Raw genomic sequence first — 19,603 nt, 5'->3', positions numbered from 1 at the left:
CTGCCAAGCGCGGCAGAGAGACGGGATAACAACGATTAATACAGCGTGTCTGGCAGAGTGAACTTGCTGAACAGACCGCCAGCGAACGGGTTGTCGGACTCATCCACATGGATGCGGTAGGTCATCTCGCCGCCGTCCACCTTGAAGCGGACATCGAACGAGTTGGTGCCGACGTTGGTCAACTCACCGGCGTTGATCAGCCGCAGCTGTGCCCAAGGGCCGCTGAAGGTGATGCTGCGTGGAGACTTGCCGTTTTCATCCGGAACCAGCGTTACCTTGCTTTCTACCCCGGCCCGCATGGAGTTAGGCCAAACCAGATGCACCATATTGCTGCGGCCATGGGCGTAATCCAGCAGTTGCCCATCCAGGTTCAGCACGCTGCGGCGTTTGTTGCCGCTCAGCACCACCGGTTCGATGGCGAACTGGGTACCCAGGCCGTTTTGTGCCGAGAAGAAGGTTTCGCGGATCTTCTGCGCCTGAGCCAGCTGTTGCAGCACGTCTGGGCGGATTAACAGTTGCCCGTCGCTGCCGCTGCTCAGGTTGTTATCCACGAACGGCTTCAGGTTCTGCTGGTAGAAGCTGTCCAGGGTGCCTTTCGGGCCGAAGAAGCGTTCAAACTCGCTCAGCGGCACGTCCTGCTGCGACTTAGGATCGAACGGATAACGGCCAGCCAGGTAGGTGTGATACTGCTTCACCACCGTCTCGTTCCACTCGACCTCCAACGATTGGATGGCTTCCATCATCACGACGCGCCAGGCTTGCTCGGCCAAATCCCCGACCCAACGGTTCAGCGGTTCCGGCAGGTTTTTCGCCAACTGCTGAACTTCGAAGATCGGGTCGCTGCTGTTTTGATCCAGGCGCAGCTGTACCGCCTTCATGGCCGCTTTACCCGGTGCCGGTGAGTTTTGGATCGCCAGCAGGTAACGGTGCAGTTCGGTCAGCTTTTGGTAGACGCTTTGCAGCACGCTGCCTTTGTCACCGTTCTCAACCAGCACGGCGGTTTCCGGCGCGAACTCGCGATTGATGCGGCCCAGCAGTTGATAATCGGATTTTTGCATCAGCTCCTGGCGTTCTTTACCCTGCAACGCGTCAGGCACCGCAGGCAGCCGAGTGTTATCACTCAGCGTCTGCAAGGCACGGCGGAAAGGCTGCTCACCGCTGATCACCTGTTCGATGGCGCTGATCGCCTGCGGCAGATCTTCAAACTCACCGACCGACAGGTTATTCATCGCCGCACGCCAGGTGGCGGTATAGTCACCGATATACTGCTCGGTCACCTGCCGCTGGATCTCTTTGCGATCCGCCTCGCTATACTCGACGTTTTTGCTGAGATCCAGCACCCAGCTGTCCATCACCGTCAGATCCACCAGTTGGTCATTCTGCTTGGTGAAGTAGTTCTGCAAACCGTTGCGCGTCAGGAACTGCGGCACCACCAGTAGGCGATCGTTGTTGGAGATAAAGATGTCATCAAAGCTGGCACCTATCTGATCGCGCAGGTTCAGGGCCGGAGGCAGTGCTTCCTGTGCCTTGATGCGCAGGTTCTGGTACACCCGCTGATAAATCGACAGCTTGCTCAACTCGCGCTGTGCCAGCTGGATCGGCTGGCGATAAGGGATAAAGTTCTTGATGGCAACCTGATCGCCACTTTCCCGCGCGGCACGCCAATCGGTGTGCTTGAGCGCATAGTCCAGATGGCCCATCAACTGCTGTTGCACTTCGCGCTGGCCGTTAAACTGCTGGCTCCAGCGGTCGCCCATAAATTGTTCCACCAGCGCCACGTTGCGGCCACTGCCGTCTTCCAGCATGCGCATCACACGCAGGATCTCGAGTTTCTCTTCGCTGCCTGGAGGCGCAGCATTCAACTGCTCCAACAGGCCACTCATCAACGCCGGAACAAAGCGCTGCTGCAACAGCTGCAGATAGGTGCTTTCCACATAAGGGCCGATGTTGTTGCCTTGATACAGGCCCATGTCCGCCAACAGGCTGTTGCGCTCATGGTAGTTGCCATAAGCCAGCGTGGCGTCACGGATCGGGTTCAGCAACGGCAGCTGCAGGTTGCCATAGCGATCGTCACCCTTTGGCGTCGGGATGGAGAGGAAGGTTTTGGCCTGGGCAAGAACCTCTTGTCCGGCACGGTAGTTGCTCTGATAGTAGTATTGCCAGCAACCCCACAGCGTCATCGCCACCACGGCGCCCACGCAGGAGAACACCATCAGGCGTTTTCTGGAATTACGCAGCCACAGGCCGTTTTCCCCCGCCAAATTCGGTTCCGCCAGCAACACCTGATTAAACAGCTCTTTGGTGAAGTATGGGGTCGTTTCGGCGACCGGCCAGGTTGGGAAGGCCTGCGGCGACAGGTGATACTGCACGGCGGCAGACTGGGTAAACACGTCATCCATCTGTCCGCGCTGTTGGGCAGAAGTCAGGTAGATACCGCGCAGCAGCGGCTGTTGATGATCGCCGCTGTAGAGGATCCCCTCCAGCAGTTGCACCACATACTCTTGCAGGCCCTGCATCTGGCGGGTAAAGCTGAACAGCTGGCTACGCTGCCCGGCATCAACGCCGTTGAGCATCATGTCTGGCATCGCGCCGTTCAACTGGGCGATCCATTGTTGCCAGAACTGCTGCAACTCTTTGCGCCACACCTCCGGCTCGGCGGCGTTCAGGCTAAATGTCACCCCCAGCACCGCTTCGCGTTGCGCCTTATCCAGCGTCTGGTACATCGCTTCAAACCCGTACAGCAGGTCCAGTTTGGTAAACACCACGTACAGCGGCAGTTGGCTATGCAGCGCCTGGCGCACATCCTGCAAACGCTGATGGAGGCTGGCAACCATGTTTTCGCGCTGAGCTTTGTTCGCCGTCAGCAGTTGATGCAGATCGACGGTGAGGATCAGGCCGTTCAGCGGCTGGCGTTTACGGTGTTCAACCAGCCAGTTCAGCAGGCTTTGCCATAGGCGGCTATTGAGCGCCGCTTTGCCCACTATGGACAGCGTTGGCTGCTCGATCAGTTCACCTGCCGGATCGATCAGTACGGCCTGTTCACCCAGCCAGCAGCGCACGCGCAGCTCACCGGCGTCTTCCACGCTGGTCAGTTCCGGGCTGGCGATTTCGGTCAGCTTGTAGCCTTCTTTGATCAGGGTGCTTTTGCCGCTGTTGCGGGTGCCAATCACCATGTACCAAGGCAGGCGATAGAGATAAGCCGGGGTATTCAGCCGCCGTTGCAACTGCTGCTTCCAGACGCCCAGATACTGGTCCTGCTGTTCGATATCGGCCAGGATCGGATCGTCGACCTGCGTTTTGGCCTGCAGCTGCAGCTTTTCCAACTGCTGTAAACGCCGCACCATTTTGAAGGTGAGCCAGCACACCGCCAGCAGCACCACCAATGCAGTCACTAACCAGCGGCTCAGCAAAGGTTCGAACGGTTGGTAATCCTTCAGCTTCCATTCCGGCCCGTAAATCCAGACCCAAATCAAGCCGATACAGGCCAACAGCGCCAGCACCACCGGCACCGAGGCTTTGATGCGCGGAACGGCCGGTCTGGCAAAATGAATAAATGAGGGCAATTTCATGCGTTAACGCTCCTGTTCCCTTCCCTGGCCATCACGGCTTGAGCTGCCGCTGCTTGTCTGTGAGCAAGGCGATCAACGCCGGTTCCCATTCGCTTAGCTGCACTTGCTGCCCCACCTGCAACAGGTTGTGGTAGTGCTGCTGTGCCAGCGCCGTCATCCCCGCTTTTTCCAGTAACTGGGCGCTGAGCAATTGCAGGTAAAAACGGTCCCTGGGTTCGGCTTGCTGCGATTGCCGATCGATCATCTGTAACGCGGCTTCCAGTCCTTGCTGTTGATAGCATTGCCAAATTTCATCCTGTTCAATAGTGTGACCTCCCCCTTTGGCACCCGTATCCTGCTGTAACCAGCTGGCAGATTCAGGGGAGAGGAATGGCGTCATATCGGTAAAATAAAGGGTGGTTAACGCCGGCATGCGCTCGATAAAGGCGCTCAGTTCGTCGCGTATGGCCTGCGCAACCCCTGCGTATCCCAGCCGAATAGCGATCTGCGCCGAAAGCGCGTGGCCATCCAGCCAGTAAGGTGCCAGCGCCAGGCTCTGTTCTACCTGTTGCCACAGGGCCAGATCCGCAGTGGCCACGCGCCCCAGATAATCGGCCATGCGATCGACAGAAACGGCTGCCAGCGGCGTGCGTCCATCGGCCTGCGCTATCGGTGGCGCGGTCAAACTGCCCCACAGGGCATGGCGACGCAGGCGGAAACCAATGGCAGCCTCGGGGTGTAGTTCACACAGCAAATCCGCCATTTTCAGCAGCGTTTGCCGCCAGGCTTTATCGCTGGAGCTATCAATGCTCAGGCTGGGGCTGATCGTTCTACTGGCAGAGGCTGATGCTGATGTCGATGCCGCACCAGACTGAGGGCGTTCTTCCTCCTCAACCACCGGTTCAACGGTGCGAGTAGGCAACCGCGCATAGCTGGTTCGCAGGCTATCCACCTCTTTCGCCAGGGCCGGTTCGTCGCTGTGCCAGACCTGGGCCAGATGTGCCAGCAAACCTTGCACATCCTGGCGTTGGGCATCCGTCGCCCGTTGGCTAAAGCTGCCGCTGGCGCTGTCAAAACGCTTGAGGATCTGCTGGGCAAAGCGGCGCTTATGCAGCGGGTTCAACGGCCAGGCGCTGGTCCAGAAGTTCTGCACGTAGGCGGTCAGCAAGGAGATCGCCAGCATCAGGTCGCTCGGTTCGCCGCCGTGCTGCAAGGTACGCAGCAGGTGCACCACCAAACGGAAGTCTTTGCTTTTTTGCGACAGCAGAGCCATCGCCTGCTGCTGAAGGTCATCAATATTCAGCGAGCTGTGGGTCAGCGAACCCACTTTGACCATCTGGCTGTCGATATGCTCCCATTGCGGATCGTCATCGGCCAACGCCTTGGCGGTCTGCTCGGGCGTCAGCGGTGTCAGCAATAATGCATGCCAGGGATGTTGTGACGTGCTATCCATAGTCCTCACCAGTGGCAGGCGTTACGCAGCGGTTTCAGCGCTGGCGTTAACTGCGAAATATTAAATGTCAGACGGGGTAACCCGCCGTTGGTACCGTCGATCGTCAGCGTCTGCGCCGACATCAACCGCTTGATCTCATCAATACCGGCCAGGCCCCGGCTGGATTCCAGCAGATAGCCGTTTTCACGCAGGAACCACTGCACGTTAAACCGGTCGCTATCCGCCGTTAGCGTCACCGCACCGTCTTTTTGCGGACCGACCAAGGCGATCTGCAAACGGGTAATGTTGTCGATGCAGCTCAGCATCAGCACTGGCCGCGGTGGTGGCACACCAATCGCTGGCGTGGTCAGCACCACCTGCGGGTTGTTGCCCTGCCCTTCGCTTATCAGGAATGCCGTCGAGTGATCGCGGCGGCCTTTTTCCTGCGCCATGGCTCGCTGCCAGGCTGGCCCGGCCTGTACCTGACCAGGATTGTCGCCGCTGGCCGCTGACAACGCGTTGTCGTAACAGTCCAGACGCACCAGCGGCGAGCTTTCACTGCGGCAGTTCATCAGCAGCGCCAACTGATGCGCATCCCCTTCAGGCTGCGACAGCGACAGGCCACTTAGCCACTCGGTGGCTGAATGGCTGCCGGAAAGCAGTAACGAACCGATCAATAACCACGTATTCATAGCTAACACCTGTATTTCGCCAACTTGTAACCCAGGGTGCGCGGCGTGATCCCCAGGCTGTCGGCGATGCGGTTTTTGTCATTGCCGTACAGACGCTGGCGCTGCGTCAGTACCGCGGCTTCAAACGCCTCCACCGCGCTAGACAGGTCATCTATCTTGCTGTAATCGCGTGATAGCTCTGGCGAGGTGGAAACGTCGGAGGTGCTCAGCGAGACCATCAGCTCATCCAACTGTTTTTCACGCACCTTGAACATCGATCGCAGCTGGACCAGTTGCGATCGCAGATGCTCTACCTCTTGCAGCTTGTTGAGGCGGTGCTGAAAAATCTGGCAATAGATAGAGAACATGCCCCGGCTGTCCACAAATCGATCGATATCCTCGGCAAACACCGCAATCACCCCGCAGGCCCGCCCCTGAAAATCAAACAGCGGTACGCCATACATGCTGCAACCGTTGGGCAACGCCTCAATAAAGCCACGAAAGCCGTCATCTTCGATGCGCACCCCGCGATTGAGCGCGTACCAGACTTCGGGTGCGCCATTACGCAGCACCCGCACCAAGGGGTGGTTGGTGTCTTCGATATCGGCTTCCAGCTTCACCGTAGCGCGCCGGTTGGCATCAGAGAGGCGGAGGCATTCCAACTGCCCCTCGCTGGCGTTGAACATCGCCACCATCAAGCCGTCGAACCCGTGACGGTGGTGATCCAGCGTCAAAAAGCCATGGACCAAATGCTCGACCGAATCGTTTTCCAGCAGCGCCAGTAAGCATTTCAGCCGTTGCCTCATAGCGCCTCCTCGACCTGTGCGGTAAACGCATTTCCCTCCGTGGCAATGCGGATATGGCTGATTGCCGTACCTGCCGCCATTTTTTGCAATAGCAGTAGGGAAACCGGCGGCAGCAACGCCCCGTCGATAATCGACTCCAGCATGCGCGCCCCGTTCTCGGCACGGGTGGCGCGCAGCAGGATCTCTTCGATCACCTCAGGCTCAATCACCACTTCGGCGTTAAAGCGCTGGCGCAGCAGGTTATCCAGGCGTTTGAGCTTGCCGTGGATGATGGTTTGCAGCGTGTCCTTGCCCAGCGGCAGGTAAGGCACCACTTCCATACGCGCCAACAGGGCCGGTTTGAAGAAGGCCGCCAGCTCGGGGTACAGCAGTTCACCCAGCAGTTCCGGCTGTTCGGCGTGATCGACAATGGTCTGATAGCCCAGGTTGGAGGTCAGGAAGAACACCACGTTCTTGCAGTCGATGATGCGGCCTTCGCCGTCGGCCAGTTCACCCTTGTCGAACGCCTGGTAGAACAGGTTGAGCACGTCGGGGTGGGCTTTTTCGACTTCATCGAGCAGCACCACCGAATAGGGTTTCTGGCGGATGGCTTCAGTCAACACGCCGCCTTCGCCATAGCCCACATAGCCCGGCGGTGAACCGATCAGGCGCGAAACGGTGTGTTTCTCCTGGAACTCGGACATGTTGATGGTGGTGAGATAGTGGCGCCCGCCGTACAACAGCTCGGAGATCTGCAATACGGTCTCGGTTTTACCCACGCCGCTTGGCCCCACCAGCAGGAAAGCACCCATTGGGCGACCCGGACGGCGCAAATCGGCCCTGGCGGTCAGCAGATGCTGATGCAGGCAGTGGATCGCGGTTTCCTGGCCTTTGATCTGTTCGCCAAGATACGTTGGCAGCTCGGTGACCACCGACAGTTCACTCTGCGACAGGCGGTTTAACGGCACGCCGGTCCACTCGGCGATCACTGCCGCGATCTGATGTTTATCCACGTGTGGAGAAACCAGGGTCTGATGCTGTTGCAGTTGTTCCAGCTCGGCACCCAGCGCAGCCAGATTAATAACCTGTTCTTCCGTCGCGTTTTCTTCCTGCGTCAGCAGCTCTGCCCGCAGGGCGATGATCTGCTGCACCAACTGCTGCTGGGTTTGCCAGCTGGCATTCAGATCCGCCAGTTGCTGTTCGATCTCAGCGCGCTGTTGCTGCAACACCGATAAACGCTCATCCGGCTGGCTCAGGTTGAGGCGCTGTTCACGCTCCAACATCTGGATTTCCATCGCCTGCTGGTGCAGCTGCGTTTTCAGTGCCGATACCTGACGCGGTGCCGAAGTCAGGTTGATCGCCACCCGCGCGGCGGCGGTATCAAGCACGTCGATAGCCTTGTCCGGCAGTTGGCGGCCAGAGAGATAGCGATCGCTGAGCACCGCCGACGCCTGTAGCGCCTCGTCGTCGATCAGTACGCCATGCGCCTTCTCATAGATGGTGCGCAGGCCGCGCATGATCACCGTGGCCTCTTCGGCACTCGGCTCAGAAACCTTCACCAGTTGGAAACGGCGCGACAGCGCGGCATCCTTCTCAAAATACTTTTTGTATTCGCTCCAGGTGGTGGCGGCGATGGTTTTCAGCTCACCGCGCGCCAACGCCGGTTTCAGCAGGTTAGAGATATCCAGGCCACCCTGCTGATTACCCGCGCCGATCAGCGTATGGGCTTCATCAATAAACAGGATGATCGGCGTGGCCGACTGGGCAACTTCCGCCATGATCCCTTTGAAGCGCTTTTCGAACTCGCCTTTTACCGCCGCACCGGCCTGCAACGCGCCGAGATCCAGCGTCATCAGTTCGCTGTTGCGCAGCTTTTCCGGCACCTGGCCGTCCACGATACGCAGCGCCAGGCCTTCGATCAGAGCGCTTTTACCCACGCCTGCCTCACCCACCACGATCGGGTTGTTCTTGCGGCGGCGGCACAGGATATCGATCATCAGGTCGATTTCCTCGTCGCGGCACAGCACAGGATCTAGCGTGCCTTTACGGGCCTGCTCGGTCATGTTGCTGGCATAGCGCGCCAGTAGGCTTTCGCCATTGGCGGCGGCAGTTGCGGTTTTATCGCCCGCTTTCGCTACCCGAGGAGCTTCTGCGGAATCGGCGGTCCAGTCAGCAAAGTTCTGGCGCAACAGTTCGCGATTCACCGGGGATAACAACCGGCTGGCCGCCGGTGTTAAATAACGCATAGGGCTCAGCAGTAAGGTCAGTAACATCACCCCGCCGCGCAGCTGGCTGTGATCCATTTCGGCCGACGCCAATAGCCAACTGTCCTGCAACCACTCCACCAGCAAAGGGGAGAAGCTGGGATAAGCCTGAGTGACCGACTGATAGCCGGAAATACGTTGATCGAGTGACTCACGCAATGCGTCAGTGTCCACGCCAGCATGATTAAGGATCACCCTGACGTCGCTTAAGGGGCTGGCGACCATCTGCATTAATACCTGCGAGACCGTCACTTCCGCTTCCTGCAGGCTGACGCAGTGCGCCGCCGCGGCCTCCAGGGCATGGCGGGCGATGGGATTAAGGCGGTTTACCAGCGTGGGCAAGTCAATTTGAATCATCTGTGCTTCCTAGCTCAATAAATTGTTTAGCTGCTGCAAAATATCCTGAGTCTGTCCATGTAACTGGATGGCATAGAACAGGTAAATCACCGTCAACAGGCCTAAGCCACCCCATAGCAGGTGCTTGATGGTCAACCGTTTACTCAGGTAATAACGCCCGCCGGTGCGGCTTTGTTTCTGGTGCAAGACGGTCGCAGGCGCTTCACCGCGCAGCTGTTGCAGTTGGTGATGCAGCCGACGGAACAGCCGTTCAAAGTCATCGCTGTTTTGCAATGTCACCTTGTAACGGCCGCGATAACCCAGGCAGAAACACAGGTAAATGAACTCCAGCAGATCCTGATAACGTTTGGGTTCGCCCATCAGGCGTTCCAGCAGGACGTACACCTTCTCGCCGCCCCAGGTTTCGTTATGGAAATGCACCAGCAAGGACTGCTGCAACCAGCCGTTTTGCGTATTCCAACCGTGCCCCAACGCCGTCTCATCGATAAAGGTACAAAGCACGTAGCGGAACGAAACGATCGCCCCTGGCTCGTAGCCTTTGGTTTGCAGGAACTGCTCAATGGCGCGGATATCCGTTACCACCTGCTGATAAAGCTGGTCTGGCAGCGGCTGGTTTTCCATATCTTTCAAGCGCAGCACCATGCCGAGTAACGGCGTGGCGGCGTCCACCATCGCATTCAGGCTCTCGCCGCGCAGCGGGAGCTGATATTGCCGATACGAAGTGACGGTTTCCGTTTCGGGCAGCGCGGGGTTATCCGTGACGGCATGCATTTTCATTAGCTGCTCCTAATCGCCCAGAACTGCATATCCAGTTCAGGGAAGTCACCCGAAACGTGGAAGGCAATCGCATTGCTTTGCAGGACCTCTTTCCAGGTCGGGCTTTGCCGATCCAACATGAAGTAGGTATAGCCGGAATGGTAAGGCAGTTGACGCGGGGCGGCAGAGAGCGCCACCAGCGGTACACCAGGCAGTTGCAGGCTAACCAGCTCACGGATTTTCTCCAGCGAGGTGATCTTGGTTTGCTGCACGAATTGTCGACGCAGCTGTTCCTGCGGGATCTGCGCCCGAACGGCCAGCACAAAGTCAGCGCTGCGCAACAGATCGCTATCGTTGATCGTCCCCACACGAATGCCGTTAGGCTGTGGATGCAGCTGTACCGAGATAGCACGCGGTGTCAGCACCGTGCTGAGCGTTTGGCGCATCGCCAGGAACAGCGGCTGGAAGCAATCGGTCAGGTTGTCATGGTTATAAACGATGAAGCTGCCTGCCAGACGTGATTCGTCGGTAAAGGTGCGCAATTCGCCGCAGGTTTGCACCAGGTGGCTATAAAAATCCTGTGGGTGCAGCACCGCCTGATGAGACAGATGGGTGAACAAAGGCTGCATGCGGTTAAACACCTGCAGCATCATGAATTCGGCCACGTCGGCAATCCCCTGCTGGCCCGGCGAACCGATACGTTTGGCCAACAGCCGGGCGCGCTCCACCAAGGTACCCTCCACTTCATCCATAAAGTCTTTCAACTGTACGGAGGCGTGCAGAGTGGTGCAGGTAGGAATAAATTCTTCATCCAGGATCAGCGAGCCGTCCGGGTGCTTCTCTTTAATGCGGCAGACCGGCAGCACGGAATAGGCGCTGAGATCTTCGGAGCCCTGCATCAAACGCGGTGCCAACTGGGCCAGCAGCAGCTGGCTGACATCGCCGCCGTCGGTATGCAAATCGCGCACGTCATCGGTATGTTCGGCGTAGCGGATCGCCCCAGGCAGTGGGCTGTGCGGGCTGGCAACCTCATTGATGGTGTCGTTGAGCATCGGCAACGCCAGATAGATATCGCGGCTGGCGGCATCGTTGCAGTTCAGTACGTCCAGCGGCTTGGGCGCGCAATCCTGATAAGGAATATCAAACACCGTGCCATCGGCCATGCTGCCGCTGGCGTTGGTCAAGCCGATACGCCCCAGCTTGAGCAGTTCCTGATTGATCTGCAGCGAGTGGAAGCCATAGGTGTAATTGGTCAGCGCGGTGATACGGCGCTGCAGCTGGTAATCGTTATGTCTTTGTTGCTGTTGAAAGTGTTGTGGCTTAATGAACAGGCCTTCGCGCCAGATCACCCGATTCTTGGTCGGCATGGTTATTCTTCCTCTTTCCTTAAGTCGATTTCATCCGCTTTAACGTGGATCAGCACGCCGTAGTTATGACCAACATCTTTGATCTTGATGATTTTTTTCCATTCAGCGCGATCAACGTCGGCATAGTAGGCAATCACCCCCAGATAGTGGGTCTTCTCTTCCAGCTCAATAGCGGGTAACGGTTTATATTGGCTCGGCAGCAGGGTGTATTCCTGATGGTCGATGTAGTTCTTACTGAGCGTTTTCTTCAGTATTTCCGTGTCGAGCTGGTCGTAGTCGGCGGCCAGCAGTTTGGAATCATCGCTCAGGTACACCACCGCAATCTCGGTCGGCGCGGCCTCGCCTTTCTCATTGGGGTTGATATTCGCGTCCGCCAGCAGCGTCAACCGCAGCGTAGAAGGCTGCTCGGTAGCGCGCTCCGGCTTCTTGTTTTTCCATATCGTGCAGCCTGACAGCATCAGCACCAGGCATAGCGCAGTCGTCAGAAAGTATCCTCTGCCACCTTTCATCGTTCGCTGTCCTTCATCCCCTGGCGCAGCGCCTGGTCGTAAGCCTGTTCATACACTTCGCCAAACAGCTTTTCGAAGCCCTGCTGGCGGCTGGAGGCCAATTCCTGGTAGTAGTTTTTGTACATTTCCCAGGCCCAGGCGGAGTCTTGTTCCTGGCGCTCGTTGCTGCGCATGTAATGGCTAAAGCGCGTCAGCAGTCGCTCTGGGGAGAAGGCTTCCAGCATGGTGCTCAACGCCTGGGCAATCGCCTGTTGGTTGGCCTGATGGTGCAGGCGCAGGTTATGCAGGCTCTCGGCCACCGCCGCCGGGGCGGAAAGGTGGACCGGGCTTTTTTGATCGGCAAACAGCAGGCTGAGCGTGGTGTCGTAGTCCATATTCAGACGCAGCGGGTTATCTTCGATTGGGCGCAGATGTTTGTCCCGCAGGCCGTGTTGGCTGCGCTGCAAAGCCAATAACCCTTCAATGGCAGCCCTGAGCGTTTTACCGGCTTCTTCGAGGAAGTCATTGGCCTCCTGGCTGTTGCGGATTGGCAGTTGCGCGCCAAAACCCCGCATCAGCGGCGTGATCGCCACGTGCTGCTGTTCCATCTTGCTGTCTGACGGTGCCTGCTGGCCGGAAAGAAAACTGCTGATTTGCGGCAGATCGATAAACTCCTGATCCATGGCACTGTCCTTGGTGATATCAGAAAGTGGAGAAGAGAACAGCGGATCGCGGTAGCGATCCTGTTGTAATGATTGATCGGCACCGGTGAGGGGGCTCAGAGGTTCGTGCATCGTCAGGCTTTCGGTTTCCAATACCCGCAGCGGGTCGTGGCTGAAACCGTTGGCGACCGTGGCGGCCAGGCGGTTGTCCTGCTCATGGTGGGAAGGCTGCGCATTGCCTCCTTCCATCATCGCTTCCAGCGGGTTGCTGTAGCTGGAGACCAGCGATTCCGGTGAAACCATCAGCGGGTCGATCATATCGGCGTTCGAACGACTGATATGGCTCTTGATGGCCAGATTGCCCACGCTGATCTCGTCACCTTGCTGAATGCGCACCAAACCGGAGTTTGCCGTCAGCATCGACTGGTTAATACTCACCGCACCGTTGAGCACCCGCAGGCAAAAGGACCCATCCCGCCATTCAATGGCAAACTGTGAAGGGCTGATATTACCGCCCTGATCTTGAATAGACCAATGATGGCTGCCGTCACTGCCCACCACCCCACCCTGTGCATTAAACAGGCTGCTGGCCGGTTTGCCACTTTCCAATCTGTCGCTATTGACGACTCGCAATGATAGCGTCGGTTGCTGTTTATCCATGATCTCTCTTCCTGAATCTTGATTGTCATTCCATAACGCTAATGGTTACGTGGGGCTGTTGCTCGGGTTCCCCGAGGAAGCTGGTCCAGCCCAGCAGGTTGTTTTGTTCTGTCCCCAGGATCATGCCGCCCACCTGCTGCTCTGCCAGACCCAGGCGTAAATCCCACGAAAACTGGTCACGCATAATGAAAGCCACAAACATCTCTAACGGCTCGTAATTCTCCCCGTTAGGTAAAAATGACAAGAACTGTTCACGCGTCAGTTGGTTAAGGCACAACTGATATTTGCCGCTGCGATCCGCCACCTGCGATCCCAGCGAGAAATTGACGCCCAGCACCGATTTCCCCTGGTATTTCTGGCCGCTGACCTTCACCCTGCCGCCCAGGCGGTTCTGCTGCTCCGGGGCGATTTTGACCTTGCGCAGCTGCCAACTTTGCAGCGTCACATCCGCCAGGTTGAAACAGTGTGCCACCAGGCTGCAAATCACTTCCGGTGCCCGCCCAGGGCTGGCCAGCAAGCCGGCATAGGCCAGCATTTTGCCGTGGTGGATACGCAGTTTTTTGCGGATCGCCTCGTTACTTAATCCCACTAGCGCAAACATGCGCTGCGAGACATCATCGTTACCGCCCTCGTCAAAGCAGATGTAGTAGCGGTATTTGCGCCAAATCTGATGCAGCAGCGTTAACAGCCGGTGGTTGAACACGTTGAGAAAATCCGTCAGGCGGTTTTCGTTCTGGGCATCTTCCCAGGCCAACGAGTCCAGGTAATAACCGGGCAACGGCGACTGGCTGCCATGCAACCCAAGGAAAGAAACTTCCAGCTCAAACTGGCCGCGAGCGGAAGTCTCCAACGCGATCACGTCACGGGTTGGAAAAGCCAGGCTGGCGGTCGATTTAAAGCGGATTGCCTCATCGGCTGGCCTGGATGAACCCGGGGATTTTTGCCACGCTACCGCCATTTGGTTGAGCAGCTCGACCAATTGGTAAAAGTTATAGCGTGACACATCCAGCACTGGCTCAGGCGGTACGCCTTCACCCGCGCTTACATCAATGCATGTTGACCCGTCTGTACCGGCCATTGGTAACATTCCTGATTATCAAGATTGATGACTTTCAAAAGGTGGAACGAGTTGACGCTGGCATACAGGGAGAAGAAGCGTGCCAACACCGTACCAAACAGGTAGAGCTCACCTTCAGAACCAAAAGCGCTTTGCTCCAGCCAGAGGGTGGTTTGCAGACCTCTGACCGGTAAACCCCGGAACAACCTGTCGATCGGCTGGGTTTCGATACGCGAAATCGCGTCCAGTTTTTTTTGCGACGACCGAGCGGATTGCCGGTTGTGTACGCTGGGGAAATCATAGGTTTGCAGGATCTGTTTTAACGAATCCTTGTCCAATAATGACATGTAGTTCAATGACATATTGGACAATAAAGACCATTGCAGGCTGCCATCCAACACCGGATACAACGGTACCGAAGGCCGGGTAATATTACGGAAGGTGGCAAAGGACGGGCCTGCTTGCGTCCGTTGGCAGATATCACCCACGCGTAGCGCCAGCGGTAATTCGCGGTTGGTACAGGTCATGCTGACCGACACGTTTTCTTGCGACAGCGCTACCTCCGTCTCATCACTGCGCACAAAGGAGATGTAATGCTCAAAGCCCTTACGGAACAGCGAGTTTTTCACCCGCAGGCGGTAATAGAGCATGTTGCGTTCCTGCGCAGGTTCCACCTGATGATGGAAACTTTCGAACGCCGGATAGCTTCTGGCCTGCCCCCGCCCGCTGCCTTTGGGATCTTTACTTAACCAGCTCTCTACGCGATCGATCGAGAAAATCTCGTAGCGTTCAGGATGATGGTAACTGGCGCACAGCGGATATTCGGTTTGTGTGCCATCCAGGGCTATCGCCTCGCTATCGCGTTTGAACAGGTTCACCGCAGGGGTGCAGTTCAGGCGCAGGGTGGTTGGCCGTATCTTGACCTCAGGAGGCAATGGCTGGGAGAAATGCAGATTGAGGGTGAACTCGCTGGCTTTCAGATGCGCGGGGAAATCCACCACCCCAGCCACGTCAAAGAACAGGAAGCCTTCCGGGAAACAGAAATACTCCTGCAGGATACGGTAGCCGACATAGGCGTTTTTCGGGTAAGGCAATAGCGCATCTTCGCGCTCAAAGCCCACCGGGTTGAAATCAAAGTCCGGCATCGGGATAGTAATGCCGTTGACCACCAGGTCGGCCCGTTCGAAATAGTGACTGATCCAGAAATAGAGCTGGGTACTGGTGTAACCGTCCTCACCCAGATAGAAACGCAGTTTATCGAGCCGCATTTCCTGTACGTTCAACTCCGCCTTGGCGCCGAAGTGAATGCTCAATATCCCCTGTTCGTTGCTGTTGTTGACGGCGATATCCTGGATACCCATCGGGAACAGCCAGACATCCCGGCACAGCGTGAAGCTGCACTGGGGGCCGTGTGTTTCGCTGTCGTTTTGCAACGCGCCACGTTCCGCCCTTTGCGCAATCGGGACGCTCTCGATCTGGCTACCGCGCTCGATCAACGTCGCTTCAGTGAGTGCACTGCTGTTCGGCGTGTATTCGACGATGGTCATGCTGGGCACTGGCCGCAAATAGTTCGGCCACAGCATATTCAGCAGGCCGTGTGTCAACTCCGGAAACTGGTCATCGATCTTTTCGCGCAGGTTGCCGGTCAGAAAGGCGAAGCCTTCCAACAGGCGCTCAACGTCCGGATCGGAACCCTGTTCGGATAAAAAGGCAGCAAGATGCGGCCGTTCGATTGCGGCATCCCGCCCTAATTGCCGGAGGTAATCCAGCTCATCCCTGAAGTACTTTTCGAACGACATTATGCTTCCTGGTTTAGGCAGTAACGGCGGTTGCTGTCCAATTGGATATTGAACTCAACCACATCGCCGATATTGTCGAAATCAACTTGAGCACTGATATGGAAACTCAATAACAGTGGGTCCCCCTGATCCACCAGGGATTGAACGGCAACCTCGGAAATTCTTGGCTCGTAGCGTTCAATACACTCCTTGATGGCCTGCTCAATACTCTTACGGAAATCAGACGTGGTTGCCGTGGCATCATTGAGATCAATAACCCCCAGGCCTGCAGCACTTTGGCAGGCTCCGGGGCGCGAATTGAGGACTTCGTTCAAATGCTGCTTGATTGAGATTAATAGCTCTTGAACACGGCTATGTGAGGAAGGGCCTAAGCCCTTCCCCTGGATACGCTCAAACAAGCTGGCAGAACTTCCTCGCTCCCAATTAAGAAGCGCAGCCATGGCCTGTTATTCCTTATCCAAACGACCAACCAGCGAGAGCTCGAAACTCGCTCCCATGTATTTGAAGTGTGGACGCACCTGCATCGCCACCTGGTACCAGCCCGGATCCCCCTCGACATCCAGCACCTGGATCTGAGCAGAACGCAGAGGGCGGCGGCTGCGAACATCGGTCGGTGGGTTTTCCTGATCGGCAATGTATTGCTTGAGCCAGATGTTCAGCTCGCGCTCCAGATCCTGACGCTCTTTCCACGAACCAATCTGCTCACGCTGCAGCACTTTGATGTAGTGAGCCAGACGGTTGATGATGAACATGTACGGCAGTTGGGTACCCAACTTGTAGTTGGTTTCCGCCATCCGGCCTTCGTGGGTATTCGGGAATACCTTCGGCTTTTGCACCGAGTTGGCCGAGAAGAACGCCGCGTTGTCGGTGCCTTTGCGCATGGTCAGGGTAATAAAGCCCTCTTCCGCCAGCTCAAATTCACGACGATCGGTGATCAGCACTTCGGTCGGGATCTTCGCCTGTACCTGGCCCATCGCCTCATAGAGGTGAACCGGCAGGTTGTGCACCGCACCACCGCTTTGTGGCCCGATGATGTTCGGACACCAACGATACTTGGCGAAGCTGTCTGTAAGGCAGGCGGCCAGCAGGAATGCGGTGTTGCCCCACAGGAAGTGTTCGTGATCCTTGCTGACGTCTTCGTAGTAGTTGAAATTCTTGATCGGATTTTCAACGGTGGAATACGGCAAACGCAGCAGGAAACGTGGCGTGGTCAGGCCCAGATAGCGGGAGTCTTCCGACTCGCGCAGCGCACGCCATTTGGTGTGTGCTGGCCCTTCGAACACCGACTTCATGTCTTTGATGGCTGGCAGCTCGGTAAAGCTGTTGATACCAAAGAAGTCCGGCGCAACGCTGGAAAGGAACGGCGCATGTGCCATGGCCCCAACGGCGCTGACATATTGCAGCAGCTTCATATCCGGGGTGCTGTTGCTGAACGCATAGTTACCGATGATGGCTGCGGTAGGTTCGCCGCCAAACTGGCCGTAACCGGATGAGTACACGTGCTTGTAGAAACCAGACTGGATAATTTCCGGCGAGAACTCAAAATCTTCCAGCAGCTCTTCTTTGGTCGCGTGCATGATGTTGATTTTGATGTTTTCACGGAAATCGGTGCGATCCACCAGCAGCTTCAGTGAACGCCAGGAGGATTCGATTTCGCGGAATTCTTTGGCATGCAGAATTTCGTCCATCTGAGCACTGAGCTTTTTATCCAGCTCGATGATCATTCTGTCGACCAACAGCTTGTTGATCGGCTCTTCGTTGGTGCCGGTGTCCAAAATGCTGCTGATAAATGCAGCAACGCCCTGTTTGGCGACGTCATAGCCATCATTACCCGGCATCATGCGGGTCTGAGACATGATCTCGTCTAGCAGGAAAGTGGTACTGGTAGGCTCGGCAGCTAAAACCGCATTTTCTTCATGTAAAGACATACGTTAAATTCCCTCTTTCCGTCTCAATTATTTCTGATTAAGAATGTCCAATTCCTTTAGCAACTGCTCACGCATTTCTTCATTGCCTAGGAGATCTTGCAGACGAGAACGGAAGGCAGGAATGTTACCCAGAGGCCCTTTCAGGGCGACCAGCGCTTCCCGCAGTTCCAGAATTTTTTTCAGTTCGGGGACGTTTTTCGCCACGTTGTCCGGTGAGAAATCGTCGAGGGAATTGATCGCCAATGTGACCGGCATCTCTTCTTTCCCCTCACCTTCCAGGTGATTGGGTACAGTGAACGAAAGGTTGATATTGGCTTCGTTCATCACCGCGTTGAAGTTGTTCTTGCTGACGGAAACGACCTGACGTTCTTCAATCGGGGTGTCTTCACGAACCCCCTTGAGATCGCCAACCACCATCAGGTTCAGTGGCAGTTCAATTTCAGAGGTTTGATCGCCCGTATTAGGAACGTACTTAATGTTGATCCTTTCCTTGGGGGCAACACTGCTTTGATTATTCTTACTCATCACTCGTCCTTTTAGTCACAATAAGGGAATACCAGCTAATGTTTGTTGAATGAGCACCGGAAAATGACATTCAGATATCATCCATGCTAATAGAGTTAGCACCATCCATTCAGATAGCAAATCTATCACCGTAAAACTAAATACCTTCGTTTATGTCGCACTGAGGTCCAGGAGTAATCCTATTTCGCACGTAAATATGGGAATTTTCCCATATTCCGCAAAAGCCTGCGAATTATCCTAAATAATATCAAAAAGCCCGAAAAATCAGTTTACGGCTTCCGACGAAGCTGGACATTTCCTGCATTAGCATAGCTTCACTGAATGTATCGTCCTCGATCTGACAGGTAAAAGTCCATAAATTTTTCTTTACTAAGCTTCCTAATAATTTATCACCTGGCAAGAGCAACTTTCGGCTTATGATCATAAAAAATAATTTCACAAAAATTTATAAATTCATTTAAAACAACAACTTAAAAAACAATGTAATTATTTTAATTATGGTAACGACACAAACCATAACTATCATCAATATTTAAACCAGCATAAAACACCAATAATGCAAATATTATAATTTTTTATCCCATTAACGATACCAATAAACATTGCAAATTTGTGAGTGGCTTGGCACTAGGGAAAGTCCCGATTATAGTGATGGCCGAAGTGAGAAGTGGGGCAAGTGACATTCGAGGTCGATTAATATCGGCTAGTCGGTGTGACTAGCATTGAGTTAATACCAAGCTAACTGACAAGGATCTTTAAGATGCCAACTCCAGCTTATATCTCTATCACAGGGAAAACCCAAGGTAATATTACCGCCAGCGCATTTACCGCTGAATCTGTCGGTAACATCTTTGTTCAAGGCCACGAAGACCAGATGCTGGTTCAGGAATTTGAACATATCGTTACCGTACCAACCGATCCGCAGTCTGGCCAGCCATCAGGGCAGCGTGCACATAAGCCATTCCGCTTCACTGTGGCTTATAACAAAGCTGTTCCATTGCTGTATAACGCATTGGCCTCTGGCGAAATGCTGCCAACGGTTGAATTGAAATGGTACCGCACCTCGATCGAAGGTAAACAAGAGCACTTCTTTACCACCAAACTGGAAGATGCCACCATCATCGATATCGACTGCAAAATGCCACACTGCCAGGATCCAACCAAGGCTGAGTTCACTCAACTGGTTCGCGTTTCACTGGCATACCGTAAAATCACTTGGGAACACACCACCGCCGGGACTTCGGGTTCTGACGACTGGCGTGCCCCAATCGAAGCCTAAGGCCAGCCTTAGCTTCACCCAAGCA

At 55.6% G+C, this 19,603-nt stretch carries 15 protein-coding genes; 1 reads left to right on the top strand and 14 read right to left on the bottom strand.

Going from position 1 to position 19,603, the window contains the following annotated elements; all coding sequences use genetic code 11:
- Nucleotides 1-35: 35 nt before the first annotated feature.
- The 14 genes from tssM to tssB are packed head-to-tail and all read right to left on the bottom strand — an operon-like array spanning nt 36 to nt 18,299.
- Nucleotides 36-3,569 (bottom strand): type VI secretion system membrane subunit TssM, encoded by a 3,534-nt coding sequence (tssM, locus tag KGP21_RS11980; RefSeq protein WP_223538284.1) that lies wholly within the window; start codon nt 3,567-3,569, stop codon nt 36-38.
- Nucleotides 3,570-3,600: 31 nt separating this feature from the next.
- On the bottom strand, nt 3,601-5,001 hold the full coding sequence (gene tssA / locus KGP21_RS11975; protein WP_179249860.1) for a type VI secretion system protein TssA: 1,401 nt from the start codon (nt 4,999-5,001) through the stop codon (nt 3,601-3,603).
- 5 nt (nt 5,002-5,006) lie between these two features.
- Nucleotides 5,007-5,672 carry a type VI secretion system-associated protein VasI gene (vasI, locus tag KGP21_RS11970; protein WP_223538281.1) on the bottom strand — a complete coding sequence of 222 codons (666 nt, stop codon included), beginning with the start codon at nt 5,670-5,672 and terminating at the stop codon, nt 5,007-5,009.
- A 2-nt stretch (nt 5,673-5,674) separates the two neighbouring features.
- Complete coding sequence (locus tag KGP21_RS11965; protein WP_021178395.1) at nt 5,675-6,457, bottom strand: helix-turn-helix domain-containing protein; 783 nt, start codon at nt 6,455-6,457, stop codon at nt 5,675-5,677.
- Entirely contained in the window at nt 6,454-9,057 is a 2,604-nt protein-coding gene (gene tssH, locus KGP21_RS11960) for a type VI secretion system ATPase TssH (RefSeq protein ID WP_021178396.1), read from the bottom strand. The genes KGP21_RS11965 and tssH overlap by 4 nt, the downstream gene beginning before the upstream one ends.
- 9 nt (nt 9,058-9,066) lie before the next feature.
- Entirely contained in the window at nt 9,067-9,834 is a 768-nt protein-coding gene (icmH, locus tag KGP21_RS11955; RefSeq protein WP_021178397.1) for a type IVB secretion system protein IcmH/DotU, read from the bottom strand.
- Nucleotides 9,834-11,180, bottom strand: coding sequence for a type VI secretion system baseplate subunit TssK (gene tssK, locus KGP21_RS11950; RefSeq protein ID WP_021804821.1), 1,347 nt, complete (start codon nt 11,178-11,180; stop codon nt 9,834-9,836). Before tssK ends, icmH begins: the two co-directional genes overlap by 1 nt.
- 2 nt (nt 11,181-11,182) lie before the next feature.
- Nucleotides 11,183-11,689 carry a type VI secretion system lipoprotein TssJ gene (gene tssJ, locus KGP21_RS11945; protein WP_021178399.1) on the bottom strand — a complete coding sequence of 169 codons (507 nt, stop codon included), beginning with the start codon at nt 11,687-11,689 and terminating at the stop codon, nt 11,183-11,185.
- A complete protein-coding gene (gene tagH, locus KGP21_RS11940; RefSeq protein ID WP_223538278.1) occupies nt 11,686-12,990 on the bottom strand; it encodes a type VI secretion system-associated FHA domain protein TagH in 1,305 nt (434 codons plus the stop codon). Before tagH ends, tssJ begins: the two co-directional genes overlap by 4 nt.
- 25 nt (nt 12,991-13,015) lie before the next feature.
- Nucleotides 13,016-14,068 (bottom strand): type VI secretion system baseplate subunit TssG, encoded by a 1,053-nt coding sequence (gene tssG / locus KGP21_RS11935; protein WP_021804824.1) that lies wholly within the window; start codon nt 14,066-14,068, stop codon nt 13,016-13,018.
- Nucleotides 14,032-15,846, bottom strand: a complete 1,815-nt coding sequence (gene tssF, locus KGP21_RS11930) for a type VI secretion system baseplate subunit TssF (protein WP_021804825.1) — start codon at nt 15,844-15,846, stop codon at nt 14,032-14,034. Before tssF ends, tssG begins: the two co-directional genes overlap by 37 nt.
- Nucleotides 15,846-16,286 carry a type VI secretion system baseplate subunit TssE gene (gene tssE, locus KGP21_RS11925; RefSeq protein WP_021178403.1) on the bottom strand — a complete coding sequence of 147 codons (441 nt, stop codon included), beginning with the start codon at nt 16,284-16,286 and terminating at the stop codon, nt 15,846-15,848. Before tssE ends, tssF begins: the two co-directional genes overlap by 1 nt.
- A 6-nt stretch (nt 16,287-16,292) precedes the next feature.
- Nucleotides 16,293-17,774 (bottom strand): type VI secretion system contractile sheath large subunit, encoded by a 1,482-nt coding sequence (gene tssC / locus KGP21_RS11920; protein WP_021804827.1) that lies wholly within the window; start codon nt 17,772-17,774, stop codon nt 16,293-16,295.
- Between the two features lie 27 nt (nt 17,775-17,801).
- Nucleotides 17,802-18,299 carry a type VI secretion system contractile sheath small subunit gene (tssB, locus tag KGP21_RS11915; RefSeq protein WP_021178405.1) on the bottom strand — a complete coding sequence of 166 codons (498 nt, stop codon included), beginning with the start codon at nt 18,297-18,299 and terminating at the stop codon, nt 17,802-17,804.
- Between the two features lie 760 nt (nt 18,300-19,059).
- Here tssB and KGP21_RS11910 point away from each other — a divergent pair.
- Nucleotides 19,060-19,578, top strand: a complete 519-nt coding sequence (locus tag KGP21_RS11910) for an Hcp family type VI secretion system effector (protein WP_021178406.1) — start codon at nt 19,060-19,062, stop codon at nt 19,576-19,578.
- Nucleotides 19,579-19,603 lie beyond the last annotated feature (25 nt).

It is taken from the genome of Serratia sp. JSRIV004 (genome assembly GCF_019968705.1).
GTDB lineage: Bacteria > Pseudomonadota > Gammaproteobacteria > Enterobacterales > Enterobacteriaceae > Chania > Chania fonticola_B.
This window is presented reverse-complemented; position numbering and strand designations above follow the sequence as displayed.